Origin of the sequence: Desertimonas flava, from assembly GCF_003426815.1 — a bacterium.
In the GTDB taxonomy this organism is placed as follows: domain Bacteria; phylum Actinomycetota; class Acidimicrobiia; order Acidimicrobiales; family Ilumatobacteraceae; genus Desertimonas; species Desertimonas flava.
In genome coordinates, this window is the sequence record NZ_QKYK01000009.1 from 54,763 (window position 1) to 77,280 (window position 22,518).

At 70.6% G+C, this 22,518-nt stretch carries 20 protein-coding genes; 9 read left to right on the forward strand and 11 right to left on the reverse strand.

Translation table 11 applies throughout. The features are described from left to right. Window positions 1-53: 53 nt before the first annotated feature. Window positions 54-2,960: a leucine--tRNA ligase gene (gene leuS / locus DN771_RS12685; RefSeq protein ID WP_116997864.1), complete on the forward strand. Its 2,907-nt coding sequence runs from the start codon at window positions 54-56 to the stop codon at window positions 2,958-2,960. Between the two features lie 49 nt (window positions 2,961-3,009). Here the strand turns inward: leuS and trpE are convergent, their stop codons facing one another. The 4 genes from trpE to DN771_RS12705 form a co-directional block, all read right to left on the reverse strand. Continuing rightward, window positions 3,010-4,521: an anthranilate synthase component I gene (gene trpE, locus DN771_RS12690; RefSeq protein WP_116997866.1), complete on the reverse strand. Its 1,512-nt coding sequence runs from the start codon at window positions 4,519-4,521 to the stop codon at window positions 3,010-3,012. Next, complete coding sequence (hisI, locus tag DN771_RS12695) at window positions 4,518-4,886, reverse strand: phosphoribosyl-AMP cyclohydrolase (RefSeq protein WP_205528563.1); 369 nt, start codon at window positions 4,884-4,886, stop codon at window positions 4,518-4,520. Before hisI ends, trpE begins: the two co-directional genes overlap by 4 nt. Window positions 4,887-4,894: 8 nt before the next feature. Beyond that, the gene (locus DN771_RS12700; protein WP_116998013.1) at window positions 4,895-5,188 is read right to left on the reverse strand and encodes a GroES family chaperonin; all 294 of its coding nucleotides are present in this window, start codon (window positions 5,186-5,188) and stop codon (window positions 4,895-4,897) included. An 86-nt stretch (window positions 5,189-5,274) separates the two neighbouring features. Next, complete coding sequence (locus DN771_RS12705) at window positions 5,275-5,877, reverse strand: RNA polymerase sigma factor (protein WP_162941878.1); 603 nt, start codon at window positions 5,875-5,877, stop codon at window positions 5,275-5,277. A gap of 188 nt (window positions 5,878-6,065) precedes the next feature. Here DN771_RS12705 and DN771_RS12710 point away from each other — a divergent pair, with 188 nt between their 5' ends. The 3 genes from DN771_RS12710 to DN771_RS12720 are packed head-to-tail and all read left to right on the forward strand — an operon-like array spanning window position 6,066 to window position 10,033. Next, window positions 6,066-7,502, forward strand: a complete 1,437-nt coding sequence (locus DN771_RS12710) for a TldD/PmbA family protein (RefSeq protein WP_116997872.1) — start codon at window positions 6,066-6,068, stop codon at window positions 7,500-7,502. Next, window positions 7,499-8,854, forward strand: coding sequence for a metallopeptidase TldD-related protein (locus DN771_RS12715; RefSeq protein WP_116997873.1), 1,356 nt, complete (start codon window positions 7,499-7,501; stop codon window positions 8,852-8,854). Before DN771_RS12710 ends, DN771_RS12715 begins: the two co-directional genes overlap by 4 nt. 12 nt (window positions 8,855-8,866) lie before the next feature. Next, window positions 8,867-10,033 carry an aminotransferase class V-fold PLP-dependent enzyme gene (locus DN771_RS12720; RefSeq protein ID WP_162941879.1) on the forward strand — a complete coding sequence of 389 codons (1,167 nt, stop codon included), beginning with the start codon at window positions 8,867-8,869 and terminating at the stop codon, window positions 10,031-10,033. 49 nt (window positions 10,034-10,082) lie between these two features. On the opposite strand, the gene DN771_RS12725 is transcribed toward DN771_RS12720, so the two are convergent. Next, window positions 10,083-11,057, reverse strand: coding sequence for a potassium channel beta subunit family protein (locus DN771_RS12725; protein ID WP_116998014.1), 975 nt, complete (start codon window positions 11,055-11,057; stop codon window positions 10,083-10,085). 84 nt (window positions 11,058-11,141) lie between these two features. On the opposite strand from DN771_RS12725, the gene DN771_RS12730 reads away from it, so the two are divergent. Then, window positions 11,142-12,122, forward strand: coding sequence for a ribose-phosphate diphosphokinase (locus DN771_RS12730; protein WP_116997876.1), 981 nt, complete (start codon window positions 11,142-11,144; stop codon window positions 12,120-12,122). Between the two features lie 715 nt (window positions 12,123-12,837). On the opposite strand, the gene hisF is transcribed toward DN771_RS12730, so the two are convergent. The 5 genes from hisF to hisC all read right to left on the reverse strand — a co-directional run bounded on the left by hisF (window position 12,838) and on the right by hisC (window position 16,745). Continuing rightward, window positions 12,838-13,602, reverse strand: a complete 765-nt coding sequence (gene hisF, locus DN771_RS12735; RefSeq protein ID WP_116997878.1) for an imidazole glycerol phosphate synthase subunit HisF — start codon at window positions 13,600-13,602, stop codon at window positions 12,838-12,840. Next, a complete protein-coding gene (locus DN771_RS12740) occupies window positions 13,599-14,330 on the reverse strand; it encodes a 1-(5-phosphoribosyl)-5-[(5-phosphoribosylamino)methylideneamino]imidazole-4-carboxamide isomerase (RefSeq protein ID WP_116997880.1) in 732 nt (243 codons plus the stop codon). The genes hisF and DN771_RS12740 overlap by 4 nt, the downstream gene beginning before the upstream one ends. Further along, window positions 14,327-14,962, reverse strand: a complete 636-nt coding sequence (gene hisH / locus DN771_RS12745; RefSeq protein ID WP_116997882.1) for an imidazole glycerol phosphate synthase subunit HisH — start codon at window positions 14,960-14,962, stop codon at window positions 14,327-14,329. The genes DN771_RS12740 and hisH overlap by 4 nt, the downstream gene beginning before the upstream one ends. Window positions 14,963-15,039: 77 nt before the next feature. Further along, window positions 15,040-15,633, reverse strand: coding sequence for an imidazoleglycerol-phosphate dehydratase HisB (gene hisB / locus DN771_RS12750; protein WP_116997884.1), 594 nt, complete (start codon window positions 15,631-15,633; stop codon window positions 15,040-15,042). Further along, window positions 15,630-16,745, reverse strand: a complete 1,116-nt coding sequence (hisC, locus tag DN771_RS12755) for a histidinol-phosphate transaminase (RefSeq protein ID WP_227462335.1) — start codon at window positions 16,743-16,745, stop codon at window positions 15,630-15,632. The genes hisB and hisC overlap by 4 nt, the downstream gene beginning before the upstream one ends. Window positions 16,746-16,797: 52 nt before the next feature. Here hisC and DN771_RS12760 point away from each other — a divergent pair, with 52 nt between their 5' ends. From DN771_RS12760 to rlmN, 4 genes are all read left to right on the forward strand, one after another. Continuing rightward, on the forward strand, window positions 16,798-16,995 hold the full coding sequence (locus DN771_RS12760; RefSeq protein WP_116997885.1) for a hypothetical protein: 198 nt from the start codon (window positions 16,798-16,800) through the stop codon (window positions 16,993-16,995). Window positions 16,996-17,311: 316 nt separating this feature from the next. Further along, complete coding sequence (mshD, locus tag DN771_RS12765) at window positions 17,312-18,172, forward strand: mycothiol synthase (RefSeq protein WP_162941880.1); 861 nt, start codon at window positions 17,312-17,314, stop codon at window positions 18,170-18,172. Further along, a complete protein-coding gene (locus tag DN771_RS12770; RefSeq protein ID WP_116997888.1) occupies window positions 18,169-20,028 on the forward strand; it encodes a M3 family oligoendopeptidase in 1,860 nt (619 codons plus the stop codon). The genes mshD and DN771_RS12770 overlap by 4 nt, the downstream gene beginning before the upstream one ends. Continuing rightward, entirely contained in the window at window positions 20,025-21,209 is a 1,185-nt protein-coding gene (gene rlmN / locus DN771_RS12775) for a dual-specificity RNA methyltransferase RlmN (RefSeq protein WP_227462336.1), read from the forward strand. Before DN771_RS12770 ends, rlmN begins: the two co-directional genes overlap by 4 nt. Here rlmN and DN771_RS12780 read toward each other — a convergent pair. Then, on the reverse strand, window positions 21,185-22,498 hold the full coding sequence (locus DN771_RS12780; protein ID WP_162941881.1) for a M23 family metallopeptidase: 1,314 nt from the start codon (window positions 22,496-22,498) through the stop codon (window positions 21,185-21,187). The genes rlmN and DN771_RS12780 overlap by 25 nt on opposite strands. Window positions 22,499-22,518: the final 20 nt, after the last annotated feature.

Below are 22,518 nucleotides of genomic sequence, written 5' to 3' on the forward strand. Positions count from 1 at the left end.
TCGTCAACGGACCTGCTCAGAGGCCGGGACGGGTCGTAGGCTGATCGGTCGCTATGAGCACCGAGTCAGCCGACCCCGCCGCCATCGACGACGAACGCGCCCCGTTCCGCTACACCTCGGCACTCGGCAACGAGATCGAGCAGCGCTGGCAGGACTGGTGGGAGGAGCACGGGACGTTCCACACGCCCAACCCCGTGGGCGATCTGGCCGACCCGACGCACCCCAACGCCGACGGCGAGAAGCTGTTCGTCCTCGACATGTTCCCGTATCCCTCGGGCGAGGGCCTGCACGTCGGCCACCCGCTGGGCTACACGGGCACCGACGTCTATTGCCGCTACCAGCGCATGGCCGGCCGCAACGTCCTCTACACGATGGGCTACGACGCCTTCGGCCTGCCCGCCGAGCAGTACGCCGTCGAGACCGGTCAGCACCCGGCCATCACCACCGAGGCGGCGGTCGCCACCTACCGCCGCCAGCTGCGTCGCCTCGGCATGAGCTACGACCCACGCCGGTCGATCGAGACCATCGACCCCGCCTACTACCGCTGGACACAGTGGATCTTCGGCCGCATCCACGACTCCTGGTACGACCCCGAGGCCACGCGCCACGACGGCGGCAGCGGTTCGGCCCGGCCGATCGCCGAGCTGATCGCCGAGTTCGAGTCGGGCGAGCGCGAGACGTTCGACGGGCGGAGCTGGTCGTCGCTGAACAAGGCCGAGCGGGCCGACATCGTCGACGGCTACCGCCTTGCGTACGTGGCCGATGCGCCGGTCAACTGGTGCCCCGGGCTGGGCACGGTCGTCGCCAACGAAGAGGTGACCGCCGACGGGCGCAGCGACCGCGGCAACTTCCCGGTGTTCAAGCGCAACATGCGCCAGTGGATGATGCGCATCACGGCCTACGCCGACCGCCTGCTCGAGGACCTCGACCGCCTCGACTGGACCGACTCGCTGAAGACGATGCAGCGCAACTGGATCGGTCGCTCCCCCGGCGCCCGCATCGACTTCGAGTCGCCCGCCGGCGACATCACCGTGTTCACCACGCGGCCCGACACCCTGTTCGGCGCCACGTTCCTCGTGCTCGCCCCCGAACATCCGCTGGTCCCCGATCTGACGACCTCGCAAATGGCCGCCCAGGTGGTGCAGTACCGCCGCGACGTCGCCGGGTTCGCCGAGGCTGAGCGCACCGCAGGTGACCGCCAGAAGACCGGTGTGTTCACGGGCTCGTACGCCACCAACCCGGCGACGGGCAAGGACATCCCGATCTGGGTGGCCGACTACGTGCTGATGGGCTACGGCACCGGCGCCATCATGGCCGTTCCGTGCGGCGACGAGCGAGACTTCGAGTTCGCCACGGTGTACGGCCTGGACATCCCGGCCATCCAGGAGCCGCCGGACGAGTGGTTCGAGCGCCAGGGCATCGATCCGACGCTGGACACCCGCCGCTGGCGTACGGCCTTCGTCGGCGACGCCCCGTACGTCAACTCGGCCAACCACGACATCAGCCTCGACGGGCTGACGTCGGTGGACGACGGCATCCGCATCGTCAACGAGTGGCTGGAGAACAACGGATTCGGCGAGGCCACCGTCAACTACAAGCTGCGCGACTGGCTGTTCAGCCGCCAGCGCTACTGGGGTGAGCCGTTCCCCATCGTGTGGGACCGCGACGGCATCGCCCACCTGCTGCCCGACGAGATGCTGCCGCTGACGCTGCCCGACACCGACAGCTTCGCGCCGCGCACGTTCGACCCCGACGACGAGGAGTCCAACCCCGAGAGCCCGCTCGATCGCCTGACCGACTGGGTGAACGTCACGCTCGACCTGGGCGACGGTCGCGGGCCGCAGCCCTACCGCCGCGAGACGAACGTGATGCCGCAGTGGGCCGGATCGTGCTGGTACGAGCTGCGCTATCTCGACCCCACCAACACGGAACGGTTCGTCGACCCCGAAGTCGAGCGCTACTGGATGGGCCCGCTCACCGACGTGCGTCCCGACCACCCCGGCGGCGTCGACCTGTACGTCGGTGGGGTCGAGCACGCCGTGCTGCACCTGCTGTACTCGCGCTTCTGGCACAAGGTGCTCTACGACCTGGGTCACGTCTCGTCGGCCGAGCCGTACTCGCGCCTGTTCAACCAGGGCGACGTCCAGGCGCCGGCGTTCAAGGACGAGCGTGAGATCTGGGTGCCCGCCCGTGACGTGGTCGAGGAAGCCGACGGGTCGTACACGTACACGGCTCCCGACGGCTCGGTCAAGCCGGTCACCAAGCAGTGGGGCCGGATGGGCAAGTCGAAGAAGAACGGCATCGCTCCCGAGACGTTCTACGAGGAGTACGACGCCGACACGCTGCGCCTGCATCTGATGGCCAGCGGCCCGCTCGACGCGGCGCGACCGTGGGAAACCCGCGACGTGGTCGGCATGTTCCGCTTCCTGCAGCGCGTGTGGCGCAACGTGCTCGACGAGACGACTGGCGAGTGCCGTGTGGTCGACGTCGAGCCCGACGCCGAGACGCAGCGGGTGATGCACCGGACCATCGACGGCGTGCGCGCCGACATGGAGGCGCTGCGCTTCAACACGGCGATCGCCAAGCTGATCGAGTTCAACAACCACATCACCAAGCTGGACGCCACGCCGCGCGAGGCGGCCGAGGCGCTGGTGCTGCTGCTGTCGCCGATCGCACCGCATGTCGGCGAGGAGCTGTGGCGCAAGCTGGGCCACGACGGCACCATCGCCTACGCCCGGCTGCCCGAGGCCGACCCGGCCCTGCTCGTGGACGACACCGTGGAGTATCCCGTGCAGGTCAACGGCAAGGTGCGTACGCGCATCACCGTGGCTGCCGACGCCGACCGGGACGCCGTCGAGGCCGCCGCCCTCGCCGACCAGCGGCTCGTGCAGCTGCTCGACGGGGTGACGCCCACGAAGGTCATCGTCGTCCCCGGCAAGATGATCAACGTCGTGGTCTGATCCGCGCCGGTCGGGCGTTACGGATGGTGCCTGGCACCAACCGTAACGCTCAGCTGCTGCGGCGGACGGCGGACATACGCCGCGCCGCCGGCACGGCGGCCAGCAGGGCGGCCGCCTTGTTGTGGCACTCGAGGTCCTCGTCGTCGGGGTCGGAGTCGGCCACGATGCCGGCACCGGCCTGCACGCTGGCTGTGCCGTTGGCGGCGACGAACATCGTGCGGATGGCGATCGCCGTGTCGAGATTGCCGCTCCAGTCGACGTAGCCGACGACACCGGCGTACGGGCCCCGCTTGACGGGCTCGAGGTCGTCGATGATCTCCATCGCCCGGACCTTCGGCGCACCGCTCACCGTGCCGGCGGGCAGCGTGGCGCGCAGCACGTCGATCGGTCCCAGACCATCGTTCAGCGCCCCCGACACCTGCGACGTGAGGTGCATCACGTGGCTGTAGCGCTCGAGGGTCATCAACTCGTCGACGTGCACGGTGCCGAACCTCGCCACACGGCCGACGTCGTTGCGGGCGAGGTCGACGAGCATCACGTGCTCGGCCCGCTCCTTCGGGTGCTCGGTGAGCTCGGCAGCCAGGCGGCGGTCGTGCTCGTCGTTGGTGCCCCGTTTGCGGGTCCCGGCGATCGGGCGTGAGATCACCGTGCCGTCGAGCAACTGCACCATCGGCTCGGGCGACGACCCGACGATCGTCACCTCGGGGCCGCGCAGGAAGTACATGTACGGGCTCGGATTGACCTGGCGCAGCACCCGGTAGACGTCGAACGGCTCGGCCCCGAGCTCGAGGTCGAAGCGCTGCGACAGGACGACCTGGAAGATGTCGCCGGCCACGATGTGCTCCTTGGCCACCTTCACGGCGGTCTGGTACGCACCACCGGACATCGAGCTGGTGACCACCGGCCGTTCCTCGCTGGGATCGGGAGGCGCCACCGGGACGTACGGCAGCGGCCGGCCGAGGTCGGCGACCGCCGCCTCCACACGCGAGATCGCTGCGTCGTACAGGGCGTCGAGCCGCTCCCGGTCGGCGCCGTGGACGGGCACGCTCTCGATGAGCGTCACCCGCTGGCGCCAGTGGTCGAACGCCGCCAGCGAGCCGATCATGCTCATCACCGCGTCGGGGAGACCACGGTCGTCGGTCGGGACGTTGGGCAGCCGCTCCACCTCGCGGATCACGTCGTAACCGAGGTAGCCCATCAAGCCGCCCGACAGCGGCGGCAGATCGGGCAGGTCGGGAGCCCGGTACGTGGCGAGCAGGGTCTCGAGGGCGGCGAGCATCCCCCGGTCGCGTGGCACCTCCACGTCCGGTGAGCCGTCGACGTCGATCACGCCGTTGCGAAGCGTGAGCGTGGCCACGGGGTTGCGGCCGACGAACGAGAAGCGGCTCCACCGTTCCCCGTGCTCCACAGACTCGAGGAGGAAGCCCTGACCGTCGCCGACGAGCTTCGCGAACGCGGCGACCGGCGTCTCGAGGTCGGCGAGCAGCTCGGCGTAGACGGGGACGACGGTGAACTCGGCGGCGAGGGCGTGGAACTCGTCCCGCGTCGGGTGGATGTTCATCCGGCGGAGGGAGCTCCGGCGTCGGCGACGGACACGTCGAAGGCGCGGAAGAAGCACGTGCGGTTGCCGGTGTGGCAGGCACCACCGCCGTGCTGGGTGACCTTGAACAGCAGCGTGTCGCCGTCGCAGTCGTAGTACGCCTCGCGGACGGTCTGGTGGTCGCCGCTCGTGTCGCCCTTGCGCCACAGCTCCTGACGGCTGCGGCTCCAGTAGACCATGCGCCCCTCGGTCAGGGTGCGACGCAGGCTCTCGGCGTTCATCCACGCCATCATCAGCACGTCGCCGTTGTCGACGTCCTGGGCGATCGCCGGCACCAGGCCGTCGTCGTTGAACGTCACGACGGCGAGCATCTCGTCGAGCGTCATGGCCGGCATCACAGGTAGAGCCCGGTCGACGCTTCGATGCGTTCGGCGGCGACGGCGTGCAGGTCGCGCTCTCGCAGCATGATGTAGTCGCAGCCCTGGACCTCGACCTCGTAGCGGTCCTCCGGGCCGAAGAGCACGAGGTCGCCGACCTCGGCGGCCCGGACGTTCTGTCCCTTGGCCACCACCTCGGCCCACACCAGCCGCTTCGCCATCTGGGCGGTCGCCGGGATGAGGATGCCGCCCTGGCTGCGCCGTTCGGCGTCGCCCTCGGGGATCTTCACGAGCAGCCGGTCGGCGAGCATCTTGATGGGCAACTTGTCGTCCGTCGCGCGCACATGCTCAGGGTATCGGGGGCCTGTGTCTCGGGCCCGATCCTTACTCCAACCGGTCAGCCGGCCGGAATGGTCACCGGAACGCCGTACTGGTCGAATCTCCAGGTGAGCCAGAGATCGAGCCGTGCCGTGTCGGGCGTGGCTCGGTACTGGGTGCGGGCCTGGACCCTCTCGATCACGTTGCCGTCGTCGAGAACATCGACGTCGAAGGTGATCTCCGTCGGCTCGGCGTCGCCGATGGCCAGCACGGCGGTGAACGTGTACCGGCGACCCGGGCCGTTGGCCCCGGACTCGAAGGCGAACACGGCGTCGTCGGGGTCGAGGTCGCCGACGTCGGTCACGGCGGGGCGCCGGCGGCGGAGGCGGCTCAGCGCGTTGCGCCGGGCGATCGTGTACATCCACGTCCGCACCCTGGCGCGGGGCTCGAAGCGTCCGGCGTGATGCCAGATGGCGAGCAGCGTGTCCTGCAGCACCTCCTCGGCGAGTCCACGGTCACCCGTGATGTGCCCGACGAACGCGACCAGGGGGCCGCGGTGGCGTTCGTAGAGGCGCTCGAGCGCCTGCTGATCGCCGCCCGCGATCGCCGCGATGTCCGACCGGTCGACCTGGTCGGCCCGGTCGCCCTCACCACCGGCGCGTGTCGCTTCGGACCTCCGCACACGTCGGAGTCTGTCGCACCGGGACGACGGGCCCGTCGACCACGACCGCTCCTCGCCACCGGCGGGCGCGGGCCGCACCGGCTTGGGCGGAGCGTCGTCGTCGGTCATCGTCACTTGAACGATCGAGGCCGGACGCGCGGTTCCCTGACTGGCGGAACCGGCCCGACCCGTCACGGTACGGTCTCGCCATGACCAACTTCGATGCCGCGGCGCGCGCCGTGGACGCGGCGATCGCCGCCGGGGCGCGGTATGCCGACGCCCGGGTGATGTTCCGCCGGTACGAGGCGCTCGACGCCCGCGACGGCGACGTCGAGCAGGCCGCCCAGCACGAGGACCACGGCGTGGGCGTGCGGGCCCTCGTCGGATCGAGCTGGGGGTTCTTCGCCGCGCCCGACCTCGACGAGGGCGCCACCGAGTCGGCCGGGCGACGCGCCGCGGAGATCGCCGCAGCCAGCGCCGCGGTGCCCGGTCCCGCCGTCGATCTGCTCGAGCTCGAGGTCGTCACCGGCAGCTGGTCGAGCGCGGCGGAGATCGACCCGTTCAGCGTCTCGCTGAGCACCAAGGCCGATCTCCTCGTGGCCGCCACCGACGCCCTGCGCGAGCACGGCGCCGACATCGCCGAGGCCAACTACCAGGGGTGGGACACCAGGAAGTGGTTCGTGTCGAGCCAAGGCCACCGCGTCGACCAGCACATCCGCGAGTGCGGCGCCGGGATGTCGGCGACCGTGATCGGCGACGGTGAGACCCAGATCCGGTCCTATCCGTCGCGCCGCGGCGACTTCGGGACGTGGGGCTGGGAGCGCATCGTCGATCTCGACCTCGTCGGCAACGCCGCCCGCATCGCGACCGAGGCCCGCCAGCTGCTCGCCGCGCCGGCCTGCCCGGCGGGCGAGACCGACCTCATCCTCGGCGGTGAGCAGCTCGCCCTGCAGATCCACGAGTCGGTGGGTCACGCCATCGAGCTCGACCGCATCCTCGGCTGGGAGGCGGCGTTCGCCGGGACGTCGTGGCTCGACCTGTCGCAGCTCGGATCCCTCCGCTACGGCTCCGAGCTGATGAACATCACGATCGACCCGACGATCCCCGGCGCCCTCGGCTCGTTCGGCTACGACGACGAAGGAACCCCCGCCGCGCCGCGTGACGCCGTCCGGAACGGGACGTGGGTCGGTGTGCTCGCCGGCCGTGACTCCGCAGCGGTCGCCGGGTTGGACTACGGCGGCAGTGTCCGATCGGACGGATGGGCCCGACTGCCGATGGTGAGGATGACGAACGTCGGGCTCGAGCCGGGGCCCCACACCCTCGACGAGATCATCGCCTCGACGAGTGACGGCATCTTCATGGAGACCAATCGTTCGTGGTCCATCGACGACAGGCGGCTGAACTTCCAGTTCGGCTGCGAGATCGCCTACGAGGTGAAGGACGGCGTGCTCGGGAGGATGCTCAAGAACCCGACGTACACCGGTATCGGCCCGCAGTTCTGGCAATCGATGGACATGCTGTCGTCGGAGATCAGGCCGTGGGGGACGCCGAACTGCGGCAAGGGGCAGCCGGGACAGGTCGGCCACACCGGCCACCCGGCCGCGCCCGCCCGGTTCCGCAACGTCCGGGTGGGGGTGCGGGCGTGAGAAGGCAGGTGGCGCCGGAACGCATCGTCGAGACCGTGCTCGCCGCGGCCCCCGGTGCCGAGGTGGAGGCGACGGTCGTCCGCGACGAGCTGGCACTGACGAGGTTCGCCAACTCGTTCATCCACCAGAACGTCGCCGACGAGTCGACCACCACCGTGCTGCGTGTGCACGTCGACGGCCGCACGGTGACCACGTCGACGTCGAGCGCGACCCCTGAGGATCTCGACGGCTTCGTCGCCTCGACGCTGGAGGCGGCGCGAACCGGACCGCGCGACCCGGGCTGGCCCGGTGTCGCCCCGGCGGTCACCCTCCCGGACGCACGAACGCTCGCGCCGCTGTCCAGTCCGGCCGACCGGGCCGCCCTGGTGCGGGCTTTCGTCGACGGCGCCGGAGGGCTCGAGGCCGCCGGCTATTGCCGCGACCGCCGCGTCACCACCACGTTCGCCAACTCAGCGGGGCATCACGGCGTGAACACCGTGGCCGGCGCGGCGTGCGACGGCATCGCCCGTGACGGCGGCAATGACGGCGTGGCCCGGCTCGCCACCTTCGCCCTCGGCGACATCGACGGCGCCGAGCTCGGCGCCCGCGCTGCCGCCAAGGCCCGCGCCGCGGCGGCGACCAAGGTCGACCTCGAACCGGGGCGCTACGAGGTGGTGCTGGAACCGTCGGCGACGGCCGACATCATCATGATGTTGGCCGGCCTCGCCTTCAACGGGCGGTCGGTGCAGCAACGCCAGTCGTTCGCCGAGATCGGCGGCACCCAGTTCGACCCGTCGATCACGATCGTCGACGACCCGGTGGAGAGCGGGCTGACGTTCGACGCCGAGGGGACTCCGACGTCCCGGCTCCTGCTCGTCGACGGCGGAACGACGGCCGCGCTCACGTACGACCGCCACACGGCCGCCGCCGTGGGCGCGGCTTCGACGGGCCACTCGGGAGCTCCCGGCGCCACCGAGCCGGTGGCGTTCAACGCGGGCATCGCCCCCGGCCCAGCGGCCGACGTCACCGATGCCGCGGCTCACGTGCACCCGGCGGCAGCCGCGCTCGTGGCGGGGATCGAGCGAGGAATCCTCGTGTCGGACTTCTGGTACACCCGGGTGCTCGACCCCAAGCCGCTCGCCGTCACTGGGCTCACCCGCAACGGGCTCTGGCTCATCGAGGACGGCGAGGTGACCCAGGCTCTGTCGAACCTCCGCTTCACGCAGGCGTACGCCGCCGCGCTGGCGCCCGGCAACGTCACCGCCGTCGGGCCGATCGCCGTCGGTGAGCCCGAGCGCTGGAGTGCCTCGCACTGGTCGGCCCCGGCGCTGCGGTTGGCGTCGTGGAACTTCACGGGCGGGGCAGCGGGATAGGACAATGCGGACGTGACGAACGATCGCGTGCTGCGCTTCCCCGGTGTCCGAGACGGCTGGGCCCGGTTCGACGGCCCCGCCGGCACGCAGATGGTCGACACGGCCATCGCCGCCATGGCCGACTGGGCCGCCGGCGGCGACAACGCCAACTGTGGCGGCGGGTTCGACGCCGCCGACGCGACCGATGCCCTGCTCGACAACACGCGCCTCACGGTCGCTCGGCTGTTCGGTGCCGATCCGGCCGGCGTGACGTTCGGCGCCAACATGACCACGATGACGCTGGCGTTCACGCGTGCCGTCACCGAGATGCTCGGGCCCGGCGATCGCGTCGTCGGGACACGGCTCGATCACGACGCCAACGTCTCGCCCTGGCGCATCGCCTGCGAGCGTTCCGGGGCCGACCACGTGCTGGCCCCGTTCGATCCGGCGACCGGCGTGCTCGACCCGCAGGCGGTGATCGACCTCATCGACGAGCGGACCCGCTGGGTCGCGGTCACCGCGGCATCCAACCTCCTCGGCACCACGGTGGACCCGGCGCCGATCGCGGCGGCCGCCCACGCCGTCGGCGCCAGGGTGTACGTCGACGCCGTGCACGCCGCACCCCATCGTCCCCTGGACATCGCCGCGCTGGGCTGCGACGTGCTCGTGACGTCGCCCTACAAGTGGTATGGCCCGCACGCGGGCGTGCTGTGCGCCGACCCGGCGTTGCTCGACGAGCTCCCCGTCGCCAAGGTCCGCCCGGCGCCGGACTCGGGCCCGCGACGCTGGGAGTCGGGCACCCCGAACCTCGAGGGCATCGCGGCCGTCGATGCCGCCGCCCGGTTCCTGCTCGACGAGGGCATCGCCACCATCGCGGCCGACGAGGCCGTTCGGTGCACGACGCTGCTCGACGGACTCGCAGCGATCGACGGCGTCCGCGTCTGGGGACCGCCGACGATGTCCGGCCGGGCTCCCACCGTGGCGTTCACGGTCGACGGTGTGCATCCCGACGACGTCGCGGCCGCGCTCGCCGCCGACCGCATCGCCACGTGGGCGGGCCACTCCTACGCCGTCGAGGCCGTGGCTCAGCTCGGCTTGGCGGAGTCCGGCGGGATCGTGCGCGCCGGCGTCGTGGCCTACATCACCGACGACGACGTGGCCCGGCTGCTCGCGTCGGTCGAGCGCATCGCCGCCCGCTGAGCGGTGAGAGGTCTCCGAGATAGTGCCTGGCACTATCTCGGAGACCGGGCTACTCCAGGGCGGCGTCGACGCGGTCGAGGACGTCGGGCGTCAGGGCGTCGAGGACGTCGATGGCACCGAAGTTGTCGACGACCTGCTGCGGCCGGCTCGCCCCGGTGATCACGGTCGAGACGTTGGGGTTGGCGGCGCACCACGCGATGGCCAGCTGGGCGAGCGAGCAGCCGAGCTCGTCGGCGATCGGCCGTAGCCGCTCGACCTTGGCGATCTCGTCGGAGTTCGTCAACCGGCTCTGCAGCCACTCGTAGCCGGCGAGGGCGCCACGCGAGTCGGCAGGGACGCCGTCGCGGTACTTGCCGGTGAGCAAGCCCGACGCCAGTGGGCTCCAGATCGTCGCGCCGTACCCGGTCTCCTCGAACAACCGGGCGTACTCCTGCTCGACGCGCCGGCGAGCGACGAGGTTGTACTGCGGCTGCTCGGTGACGGGCTTGTGGAGGTGGTGACGCTCGGCGATGTCGATCGCACTGCGGATCTCGTCGGCCGACCACTCGCTCGTGCCCCAGTACAGCGCCTTGCCCGACGACACGATGTCGCTCATCGCCCACACGGTCTCCTCGATCGGCGTGTCGGGGTCGGCACGGTGGCAGTAGACGACGTCGACGAAGTCGTGCCCGAAGCGCTCGAGTGAGCCGTCGATCGCCTGCAGGAGGTACTTGCGGTTGAGCGTGTTACGCATGTTGACCGTGTTGCCCTGGCGCTTGTCGTGGATGCCCCAGTAGAGCTTCGTGGTGAGCACGTACGACCAGCGCGGCCAGCCGAGCTGGCGGAGGGCCTCGCCCATGATCGTCTCGCTCTTGCCGCCGGCGTACGACTCGGCGTTGTCGAAGAAGTTGCAGCCGGCGTCGTGGGCTGCCTGCATGCACTCGAGCGCGAGATCGGTCTGCAGCTGTGTGTCGAACGTGACCCACGACCCGAACGACAACACCGACACCTTGACGCCTGTCCGTCCCAACCTGCGGTACTTCATCTCGCTCATACCGGGCGACGCTACCCACACTTGGCCGACTGCCCTTCCGCTGGCACAGCAGGAACCCCAGTACGGTGACGTGGCGTGCGAGACATCGTCGTCTTCTCCGGCAACGCCCATCCCCAGCTCGCCCGGCGGATCTGCGAGCAACTCGGCGTCGAGCTCTCACCGACGTCGATGGTTCGGTTCAGCAACGACTGCCTCCAGGTGCAGCTCCAGGCGAACTGCCGTCAGCGCGACGTGTACATCGTCCAGCCGTTGGTGCCGCCGACGCAGGACCACCTGATGGAGTTGCTCTTGATGCTCGACGCCGCTCGCGGGGCGTCGGCGGCGCAGATCACCGCGGTGATCCCCCACTACGCCTACGCCCGCTCGGACAAGAAGGACGCCTCGCGGATCTCGTTCGGCGGGCGGCTCGTCGCCGACCTGCTCACCACGGCCGGCGCTCGTCGCGTCATCACGATGGCGCTCCACGCGCCCCAGGTGCACGGCTTCTTCAGCGTGCCGGTCGACCACCTGACGGCGATCGGCGAGCTGGCCGACCACTTCCGTGGCACCGATCTCACCAACACGGTCGTCGTCTCGCCGGATCTCGGCAACGCCAAGACCGCCAACCAGTTCGCCCGGCTGCTCGGCGTGCCGGTGGCCGCCGGCAGCAAGCAACGGCAGGCCGACGACAAGGTGGTGATCGAGGCGATCGTCGGCGACGTCGCCGGCAAGCGGGCGATCGTGCTCGACGACGAGATCGCCACCGGCGGCTCGATCCTCGAACTGCTGGACCGCCTCGCCGAGGCCGGCAGTCCCGAAGTGTCGGTGGCGTGTACGCACGGGCTGTTCAGCGGGCGCGCCGTCGAGCGTCTACGTAACCACCCAGCGGTGCGCGAGTGGGTCACCACCGACACCGTGCCGGCCCCGGCCGGGTGGCCCGAACTGCGCGTGCGCTCGGTGTCCAACCTGTTCGCCGAGGCGATCCGGCGCAGTCACGTGGGCGAGTCGGTGAGCAGCCTGTTCGACGGCGTCGACCCGTCCTACGCCCCACCCCAGCTCCGCCTGCCGTTCATATAGCGTTCCCTACAAGCGATTCGCTGAAGCTCATTGGCCACGCAGGCCGCGCGCGCCGGACGGCTCCGCTAGCGCTCCGCCGCCCTTCGCGCGCGGACTCCGGGACGCTCGCTTCGCTCGCTCAACTCCGCCAGCGGTTTCGTAGGACCGATTCTCAGCCGTCATTCGTCGCGTTTCGGGCGTTCCTGTCGGACCTGTGGGTCAGGTACAGGTGGGTTCGCTGTCCTGCGGCACGATTGTCTGCTCCTGAGGCTGGAGTGCCGACGTCGGTCGTCGGACGCCGGCAGCTTGTCGGTGTGACGGGGCGGTTTGGGTCGCCGGTTGCGGTTGCCGCACTCTCCGTCACCGACCTCGGGGTCTCGACGCCGGCGCGGCTCGTGGGGATGTTTCGGGGGCTGGTTCGTGACGGTTTTCGTCACGATCCAGCCCCAGGTCACCGAATGGCACGATCGAGCCCCAGATTCTCGACGTTGTCCAGCTTCCACCCGGCCACCGACGTCAATCACCTCACCTTCGGAGCAGCAGCCGTCACCGGCGAAGCGGACCGACCAGCGGCCAGCAGAAGACGAGAGAGGCGCGACGGCCCCGCCGAAAGTGCCGACTCAGCGCGTTCACAGCAGGCCCACCCCGTACGCACTTCCACCGTTCAGAACCCACGAAAGCGACAGGAGCGCCCGAAAACGCGAGCAGGGCAGTACAAGAACCGCCGTGTGGGCCGTCAGTCGGTCGGACGCACGGTGATGCCGGCGTCGGCCATGAGTGCCTTGGCGTCGGCGACTGTGTGCTCGCCGAAGTGGAAGATCGACGCGGCGAGCACGGCGTCGGCGCGGCCGATGGTCACGCCGTCGACGAGGTGCTGGAGCGTCCCCACTCCCCCGCTGGCGATCACCGGGACGTTGACGGCGTCGACCACGGCCTGCGTCAGATCGAGGTCGAACCCCTCGCGGGTGCCGTCACGATCCATCGACGTGAGCAGGATCTCTCCGGCGCCGAGCGATGCCGCACGCGCCGCCCACTCCTCGACGTCGACACCGGTGGGTGTGCGGCCACCGTGGAGGTACACCTCCCACGACCCGCCGTCGCGGGCCTTGGCGTCGATCGCACACACGACGCACTGCGCGCCGAAGTCCGAGGCGATCTCGCCGATGAGCTCGGGGCGCTCGACGGCCGCGGTGTTCACGCTCACCTTGTCGGCGCCGGCGCGCAGGAGGCGCCGGGCGTCCTCGAGTGTGCGCACACCGCCGCCGACCGTGAACGGGATGAACACCTCCTCGGCCACCCGCTCGACCATGGCGATCGTGGTATCACGACCGTCGCTCGACGCCGTGATGTCGAGGAAGACGAGCTCGTCGGCGCCCTGGCGGTCGTAGAGCTCAGCCAGTTCGACGGCATCGCCAGCGTCGCGCAGATCGAGGAACCGGGTCCCTTTCACCACGCGGCCCGCCGTCACATCCAGGCACGGGATCACCCGGGCGACGTTCATGCCGTCGTCCTCTCGCCGATCCGGGCGATCGCCTCGGCAACCGTGAACCGTCCTTCGTAGAGGGCACGGCCGGTGATGATGCCGCCGAGGCCCTCGATGGCGCTCAAGGCGGCGATGTCGTCCAGCGAGCCGACGCCGCCACTGGCGACCACGGGGGTGGGCGTGGCCGCCACCGCCGCAGCCAGACCCTCGATATCGGGCCCGGCGAGCATCCCGTCGCGGCTGATGTCGGTGATGACGAACGCCGACGCCGCGGGGAAGCGCGAGAGCGCGGCGTCGACGGTCAGCTCGGACGCCTCTGTCCAGCCGTGCACGGCAACCACCCCGGCCCGATGGTCGAGCCCCACGGCCACGGGGACCCGGTCGGCGACCACATCGACGAGCGACGGATCGGCGACGGCGGCCGAGCCCATCACGACCCTCGTCACGCCGGCGTCGGCCAGAGCGGCCGCATCGTCCAGCGACCGGACGCCGCCGCCCACCTGGACGGACGCCCGTCCGGCGACGGCCTCGACCACCTCCGCGATCACCAGGGTGTTGAGACGCTCGCCAGAACGGGCGGCGTCGAGATCGACGATGTGGATCCACGAGGTTCCGCCATCGCAGAACGATCGGGCGACCGACACCGGGTCGACGTCGTACGTGATCTGGTCGGCGTAGTCGCCCTGGATGAGCCGCACGACCTTGCCGTTGCGCAGGTCGATCGACGGATACAGCTTCGCCGTCATCGGGTGCCCGCCGTGGCGGTCGGGATCGACGCCGACTGGACGAAGTTGCCGAGCAGCCGAAGCCCGGCACGTGCCGACTTCTCGGGGTGGAACTGCACGGCCACGACGTTCTGTGAGCGGAACGCCACGTTGACGGGGCCGCCGTAGTCGCACGTGCCGACCACGACGGACGGATCGTCGGGAACCCCGTGCAGTGAGTGGACGAAGTAGAACCACGGCGCCGTTCCGAGGTCGGCGAACAGCGGGTCGGGGGCGTCGCCGAGGTGCACCTGATTCCACTGCATCTGCGGCCGCTTCACGCCGGGCGGGATCCAGCGGATGACGCCGGGGATGACACCCAGGCCGGCGACATCGGGGTTCTCCTCGCTCGACGAGAAGAGCATCTGCATGCCGATGCAGATGCCGAGGAACGGCCGGCCCGACGCCACGGCGTCGAGGACGGGGCCCTCGAGGTTCGCCGCGCGCAACTCGCGCATGCACGCGCCGAATGCCCCCACTCCCGGCAGCACCACCGCATCGGCGGCGGCGATCTCGGCGGCGTCGGCGGTGAGGCGGGCGTCGGCGCCGAGCCGGTCGAACGCCTTGTGCGCCGAGTGGAGGTTGCCGATCCCGTAGTCGACGACGGCGATCACCGGCGCTCGCCGATTCCTGTGCTGCCCTGGTCGGGTTTTCGCGACCAGAGAGGGCTGAGAATCGGTTGGGGGGGTGTTCACAGGGTGCCCTTCGTGGACGGGACGCCCGAGGACTCGATGCGGACGGCGTCACGGAGGGAGCGGGCGAGACCCTTGAACGTCGCTTCGATGATGTGGTGCACGTTGCGGCCGGCGCGCAGGTTCACGTGGAGGGTGATGCCGGCGTTCATGGCGAACGACGACACGGCGTGCTCGGCGAGCTGCGGATCGAACGCCGGCGAACCGAGCGGCAGGCTCTCGGGCATCTCCACGTCCCATGCCACGAACGGCCGGCCCGACAGGTCGAGGGCCACCTCGACGAGCGCCTCGTCGAGCGGGTAGAGCCCGCTGGCGAACCGGCGCACACCGGCCTTGTCGCCGAGCGCCTCGGCGAAGGCCTCCCCGAGCGTGATCGCCACGTCCTCGACCGTGTGATGCGTGTCGATGTGCAGGTCGCCCTCGGCCTTCACGGTGAGGTCGAACCCGCCATGGCGGCCGAGCTGATCGAGCATGTGGTCGTAGAACGGGATGCCCGTCGACACGTCGACGACCCCCGTCCCGTCGAGGTCGATCGACAGGTCGATCGACGTCTCCTTGGTCGCCCGCTGCCGGGAAGCGGTCCGTGAGGTCATCGTGTCGCTCCCGTCGATCGGGCGGGGGCCACGTCGAGGGCGATGGCCAAGGCGGCGAGGAACCGGTCGTTCTCGGCGGGCAGGCCGATGGTGACCCGTAGGCATCCATCGAGCCGCCCCCAGCCACTGCAGTCCCGGACGAGCACGCCCTGGTCGACCAGCGACTTCCAGACGGCGACGGCATCGTGGTCGGCCAGGCGGAACAACACGAAGTTCGCTCCCGAAGGGAACACCTCGACGCCGAGGTCCGACAGGCCGACCGTGACCCGGCCCCGCTCCTCGACCAGCTGGCTCACCCGGCGTTCCATGTCATCGACGTACCGGAGCGCCAGCCGGCCGGCGAGCTGCTTGGCCGCGTCGAGATGGTACGGCAGCACCACCTTCTCGAGTTGGGCGACCACCCACGACGGCCCGACGAGATAGCCGAGGCGAGCGGCCGCCATGCTCCACGTCTTGGAGAACGTGCGGGTGACCACCAGCGGGCGGTCCTCGGCGACGCGCTCGAGCGCCGACCAGCTGGAGAACTGCGCGTACGCCTCGTCGACCACCACCAGGCCCGGGGCCGTCTCGACGACGGCGTCGAGCACCTCCGGGGATTCGACCATGCCCGTCGGGTTGTTCGGCGAGCAGACGAACGTCACCGCCGGCTGGGCCTCGGTGACGACCTGGCGGACCTCGTCGATATCGAGCGTGAAGTCCTCGTTGCGCTGCCCGGCGACGACGGTCGCTCCGGTGATCCGGGCGATCTGGGCGTGCATCTGGTACGTCGGCTCGAACACGACGACGGTGCGCCCCGGACCGGCGTACGCGAGCAGGAGGGTCTGCAACACCTCGTTCGACCCGTTGGCGGCGAACACCTGCCCCACGTCGACGCCGTGCCAGCCGGCGATCGCCGCCCGGAGCTCGGTGGCCGCACGGTCGGGATAGCGGTTCCACGCCAGGTCGGCCAGCTGCGCCCGATAGTCGTCGAGCCATGCGGGCGGTGGGGCGAACGGCGACTCGTTGGTGTTGAGCCGCACATCCACGTCGACCTGGGCCGAGTGATACCCCTCGAGCGCTCGGAAATCGTCTCGGACGGCAACCAGGTCAGGGGTCGCGGGCTCGCGGTTCACGGGGGCGACGATAACGGCCGCGTAGGATCGCCACCCGTATGAGTAACGCCACATGAACAGCACCACGGCGGCCGAACTGGCCGCGGCAGCCGAGGCGATCAACGGCTACCAGCGCCGGATCGGGCGGCTGGCGGCGACGACACCCGGGGACGAGGCCGACCTGCTGACGGCGATCTACGAGGCCGAGCGGGCGCTCGGCGTCGCCGAGAAGTCGATCCGTCGTGCGGTTCGTCTGGCGAGCAAGCGTTGAAGCGACTACTGGTCGCCACGATCCCGAAAATGACGCCCTTGACCAGCGAAGCTTGACACCACAAGTATCGGTCCGTATTGGAGTGAATGGGAGCGGAGGCGTGGACAGGTGGAAGCTTCACATACAGGCGCTTCCGTGTTATCCTTGGTTCGACCAACCAGGTTTCCGCCACCTGGATTGCTGCGTAGTCGGGATCCGCCGCCCGACAGAGCACGGAACGACGGCCTCTTCGTGAGGCCGTCGTTCTGCGTTTTGCAGCGATCACCAGGCGCCGACGCGGGTGCTGCAGCGACACCCGATCGGTACTGTCGTGGCCATGAACTCGGTGCCGTCGGTCATCGCCCGCGCCGCCCTCGCCGATGGGTTCGAGCCGCTCTCCGATCAGCTCGCCGCCGACATCCGCGACGGTGTCGGCACCACCATCGCCGACGAGGGCGGCTTCGTGCACGTGTCGCCGCGTGCAGACGCCTGGACGATGCAGGTGGTCGTCGATCCACCGGCGCGCACGCCCGACCGTGTCGTCGACCGACGGCTCGTCGCCCAAGCCCTCGAGCACGTCGCCGCGGCCGGTGGGGGGCGCCTCGACTGGTGGGTCGCCCAGCCGGCGGATGCCGACGACGACGTCGCCGCGTCGGCGGGATTCACCGTCGGACGAACACTGCACCAGATGCGTCGCCCCCTGCCCGCCGACGAGCGAGCGTCGGTCGTGACGAGGCCGTTCCGCGTCGGCGTCGACGATGCCGCGTGGGTGACCGTGAACAACCGGGCGTTCGACGGGCACCCGGAGCAGGGCAACTGGACGGTCGAGACGCTCCGGCAGCGCCGTGACGTCGACTGGTTCGACCCCGACGGCTTCCGCATCCACGAGGTCGACGGTCGCATCGCCGCGTTCTGCTGGACCAAGGTCCACCCGCCCGCTGCGGGCGAGCGCGACGGGGAGATCTACGTGATCGGGGTCGACCCGGACTTCCAGGGCCGTGGCCTCGGGCGCCAGCTCACCCTCGCCGGCCTCGACTGGCTGTCCGACCACGGCATCGTGAGCGGCCTGCTCTACGTCGACGGCGACAACGCCGCGGCGCTGGGCCTCTACCACGCGCTCGGCTTCACCATCAGCCGCACCGACCGGGCCTACGTCGTCGACGTGCCCGCCCCCGACGCCGAAAGGACACCGTCGTGACCGACACGATCGACGCCACCACCCTCCCACGTTGGAGCGTCAGCGACGTCCACGACTCGCTCGACGCCCGAACGTTCGTCGACGCCATGGAGCAGTTGCGGGCGGGGGCCGACCGGGCCGTGGCCGCGTTCGACGAGCACGACATCCGGGCCACGGCTCCGCGCACGGCGACGGCCGACGACGGCGCCGCGGCCGACGCGGCGATCGCCGCCTACAACGACGTTGCTGCGCAGGCCCGTGTGCTGTGGTCGTACATCTACGCCACGGTCAGCACGGACAGCCGCGACGAGCGAGCGCAGGCGGCGCTGAGCGAGCTGGAGTCGATCGACGCCGACGTGACGCCGTTGCTGGCCCGCCTGGCCGATTGGGTTCGAGCGATCCACGGCGGTGACGGCGGACCGGCCGCCCTCGAGGCCGTGAGTGAGCTGGCGGCCGATCACGCCGGCCCGCTGCTCCGCCTCGCCGAGCGCTCGACCCACCAGATGTCGGAGCGCGAGGAGAACCTCTACGCCGAGCTGGCCCAGACGGGACCGAGTGCGTGGTCGCGGCTGCAGCGCGACATCACCTCGCAGCTGGCCGCCGACGTGCGGTTCCCGGACGGCACCAACGAGCGCCTGCCCTTCCCGGCCGTGCGCGGCCTGGCCAGCCACAGCGACCCGGCGATCCGGCGCGCCGCCCTGTCCGCCGAACTGGAGGCCTGCCCCACGGTGGCCCTGCCCTGCGCGGCCGCCCTCAACGCGATCAAGGGCGACGCCAACGCGGTGAATCGCCGCCGCGGGTGGGCCTCACCGCTCGACGCGTCGCTGTTCGCCAACGCCGTGAGCCGGTCGACGTTCGACGCGATGCAGTCCGCGGTCGTCGGCTCGCTGCCCGACTTCCGCCGCTGGATGCGGACCAAGGCCCGCCTCCACAGCACCCCCACCGGGAACGGCCTGCATTGGGCCGACCTGATGGCGCCGGCCCCGGTCGCCTCCGGTGAGATCACGTGGGACGAGGGCATCGACATCGTCCGCGGCGCGTTCTCGTCCTACGGTCCACAGCTCGGGGCCATCGTCGACCGAGCACTCGACGAGCGGTGGATCGACGCCGAACCGCGCGACGGAAAGCAGGGAGGAGCGTTCTGCATGCCGTTCGTCGGTGGCCGCTCGCTCGTCCTGCTCAACTGGTCGGGCAGCGCGGAGTCGGCGCAGACGACCGCCCACGAGCTCGGCCACGCCTACCACAACACGACGCTCTCGGAGCGCACGGCGTTGCAGCGGCGGCTGCCGATGGCCCTGGCGGAGACGGCCTCGATCTTCTGCGAGACCCTGGTGGTGGAGGAGGGCCTCTCCCGGCTGGAAGGCGCCGAACGGCTCGCCCTGCTCGACGTCGACCTCGTCGGCGCCAATCAGGTGGTCGTCGACATCCACAGCCGCTTCCTGTTCGAGACGGCCGTGTTCGAGCGGCGCGCCAAGCGCACGCTCGGGGTCCGCGAGTTCGACGAGCTGATGCTCGCCGCCCAGGCCGAGGCCTACGGCGACGGCCTCGACCAGGACACGGCGCACCCCCACATGTGGCTCGTCAAGAGCCACTACTACGGGAGCCACTACTACAACTGGCCGTACACGTACGGCCTCCTGTTCGGTCTCGGCCTGTTCGCTCGGTACCGGGAAGACCCCGAGCGCTTCCGTTCGGGCTACGAGACGCTGCTGTCGCGGGCTGGCATGGACACGGCCGAGGAGCTCGGCGCGGCGTTCGAGCTCGACGTGACCAGCGAGGGATTCTGGGAAGCGAGCATCGACGTCCTCCGCGGTCGCATCGCCGACTACGAGCACCTCGCCGGCGAGTTCATCGCCGCGGAGTCCGAGCGGCCGTGAGCGAGACGTCCGTGGCGATCGGTCGGCGTCCTGGCGCGCCGACGCGCTACGGCGTCACCCGCGACGACCTCGGCGAACTGCTGGCATCCGAGGGTCAGCCGCGCTATCGCGCCGATCAGGTCTGGCGCGGCCTGTACGAGCAGCTGGTGGGGCCGGCGGCGATAACCAACCTGCCGGCGGCCTTGCGGACCCGCCTCGAGGCGCTCCTCCCCCTCGCCCTGGAGCCGGTCACCGAGTCGGTCGCCGACGACGGCGAGACGGTGAAGTTCCTGTCGCGGGTGGCCGGCGGGTACGAGGTGGAGACCGTCTTGATGCTCTACCCCGATCGGGCCACGGTGTGTGTGTCGAGCCAGGCCGGCTGTGCCATGGGGTGCGGGTTCTGCGCCACCGGGCAGGCGGGCTTCGATCGGCACCTGACCACGGGCGAGATCGTCGAGCAGGCGGTCACCGCGGCGGCCCGGGCCAAAGCGGCCGGCCGCCGGCTCAGCAACGTGGTGTTCATGGGCATGGGAGAACCGCTGGCCAACGAAACGGCGATGTGGCCGGCCGTCGAGCGGCTCCACGGGGATCTCGGCCTGTCGGCGCGGCACCTCACCGTCTCGACGGTCGGCATCGTGCCCGGCATCCGCCGGCTCACCGAACGCCCCCTGCCGGTGACGCTGGCCGTGAGCCTCCATGCGGCCAACGACGGCCTGCGCGACGAACTGGTGCCCATCAACCGGCGTTACCCGATCGACGCCTTGCTCGACGCCTGCCAGGGCTACCTGGCCGCCCACGGGCGCCGGATGAGCTTCGAGTGGGCGATGATCGACGGCGTCAACGACCGCCCGTCCGATGCGGTGGAGCTGGCGTCGTTGTGCCGGCGGCTACGCCCTGCGGCCCATGTCAACCTGATCCCCCTCAATCCGACACCAGGCTGGCCGACGACGGGGTCGCCGCTCGCCCGCGTTCGTGACTTCCGCGATCATCTCGAGTCGCTCGGGGTGCAGGCCACGGTGCGGCGCAATCGCGGCACCGACATCGATGCGGCGTGCGGGCAGCTTGCTGCCCGCCATCGGGAGGGGCAGCTTGCTGCCCGCCATCGGGAGGGGCAGCTTGCTGCCCGCCATCGGGAGGGGCAGCTTGCTGCCCGCCATCGGGAGGACGGGAGCCGGGATCAGCAGCCGGCGGCGCGAACGTAGGGATAGGGGTTGACGGCGGCGCCGCCACCGGGGTGCACCTCGAAGTGCAGGTGGTTGGTGCCGTTGGCGTTCCCGGTGGCGCCCACGTAGCCGATCACCTCGCCCTGTGAGACGCTGCGGCTCGAGCCGGCGAAGCTGCTCAGGTGGGCGTAGAAGTAGCGGGTGCCGTTGTTGCCCGACAGCCACACGGAATTGCCACCGAGATTGGTCTGCTTGAACTGCACGCTGCCGCTGACCACCGCCACGAGCGGCGTGCCCGACGGCGAGATGAGGTCGACGCCCTGGTGGCTACGACCGCCCGACCGCGAGGCGCCCCAGGTGTCGCTGTACGCCCGAGGCCCGTTGACCGGGCACACCATTCCGCCGGTGGCCGGCGGCGGCGACGTCGCCGGCGGGGGCGTCGTGGTGCCCCCGCCGCCCGATCCACCACCACCACCACCGGATCCGCCGCCGTTGTTGCCGGGGGAGGGCGGGTTCGGGCGAGGCGTCGTGCCGGGCGTCGGTGCGGCCGGCCGATCGGCTCCGTCGTCGGGCGGTGCCGTGGTCCCCGCCTGTGGCGTCTGCTGCTGTTGTTGCTGTTGCTGCGGCTGCTGCTGTTCTTGCTGCTGCTGTTGCGCCCGCTGCTCGGCCTCGCGCGCCTGCTGGGCGGCCGCCGCTTCGGCCGCAGCCTGTTGCTGGCGAAGCTCTTCGGCGCGGCGGGCCTCGAGGATGAGCCGCACCCGCTCGTCCTCCAGCCGCTGCTGCTCGATCTCCTGCAACCGCACGACCTCGGCCTCGGCGTCCTCCTGCGCCTGATCGAACGCTTCGCGTTGGCGCTCGACCTCGGCCTGCTTGGCGTCGAGCGCCTCTTGCGCCTCCTCCAGTTCCTGCTGGGTGTCGGCGAAGTCGTCGAGGGCGGTGGTCGAGCTGCTCGTAGCCGCGGCGACGAACTCGGCGGCGACGAGCCGATCGGTGGATTGGCCCGGACCGGTGAGCAGGTCGAGCCCCCCACCGGAACCGGCGGACATGAACTGCGACACGGCGATGTCCTCCACCTGGCTGCGCAGCGCCTCGACCTCGGCCAGGAGCTCGTCGCGTCGGCTGGTGAGCTCGGTGGCGTCCTCCTCGAGGTTCTCCAGCTCGACCTCGGCATCGACGACCGCTGCCGCGGCCGCATTGGCCCGTCCCCGGGCGGCTTCGATCTCGGCCGCCGCCCTGGCGGCGGCCTCCTCGTCCGGGCCGCTGGCCCGAGCCGACGCGGCGAATGAGGCCGTCGAGGCCGACACCACCAAAAGGGCGGTGACCGACATGAGGCGAGTCCGACCGGCCC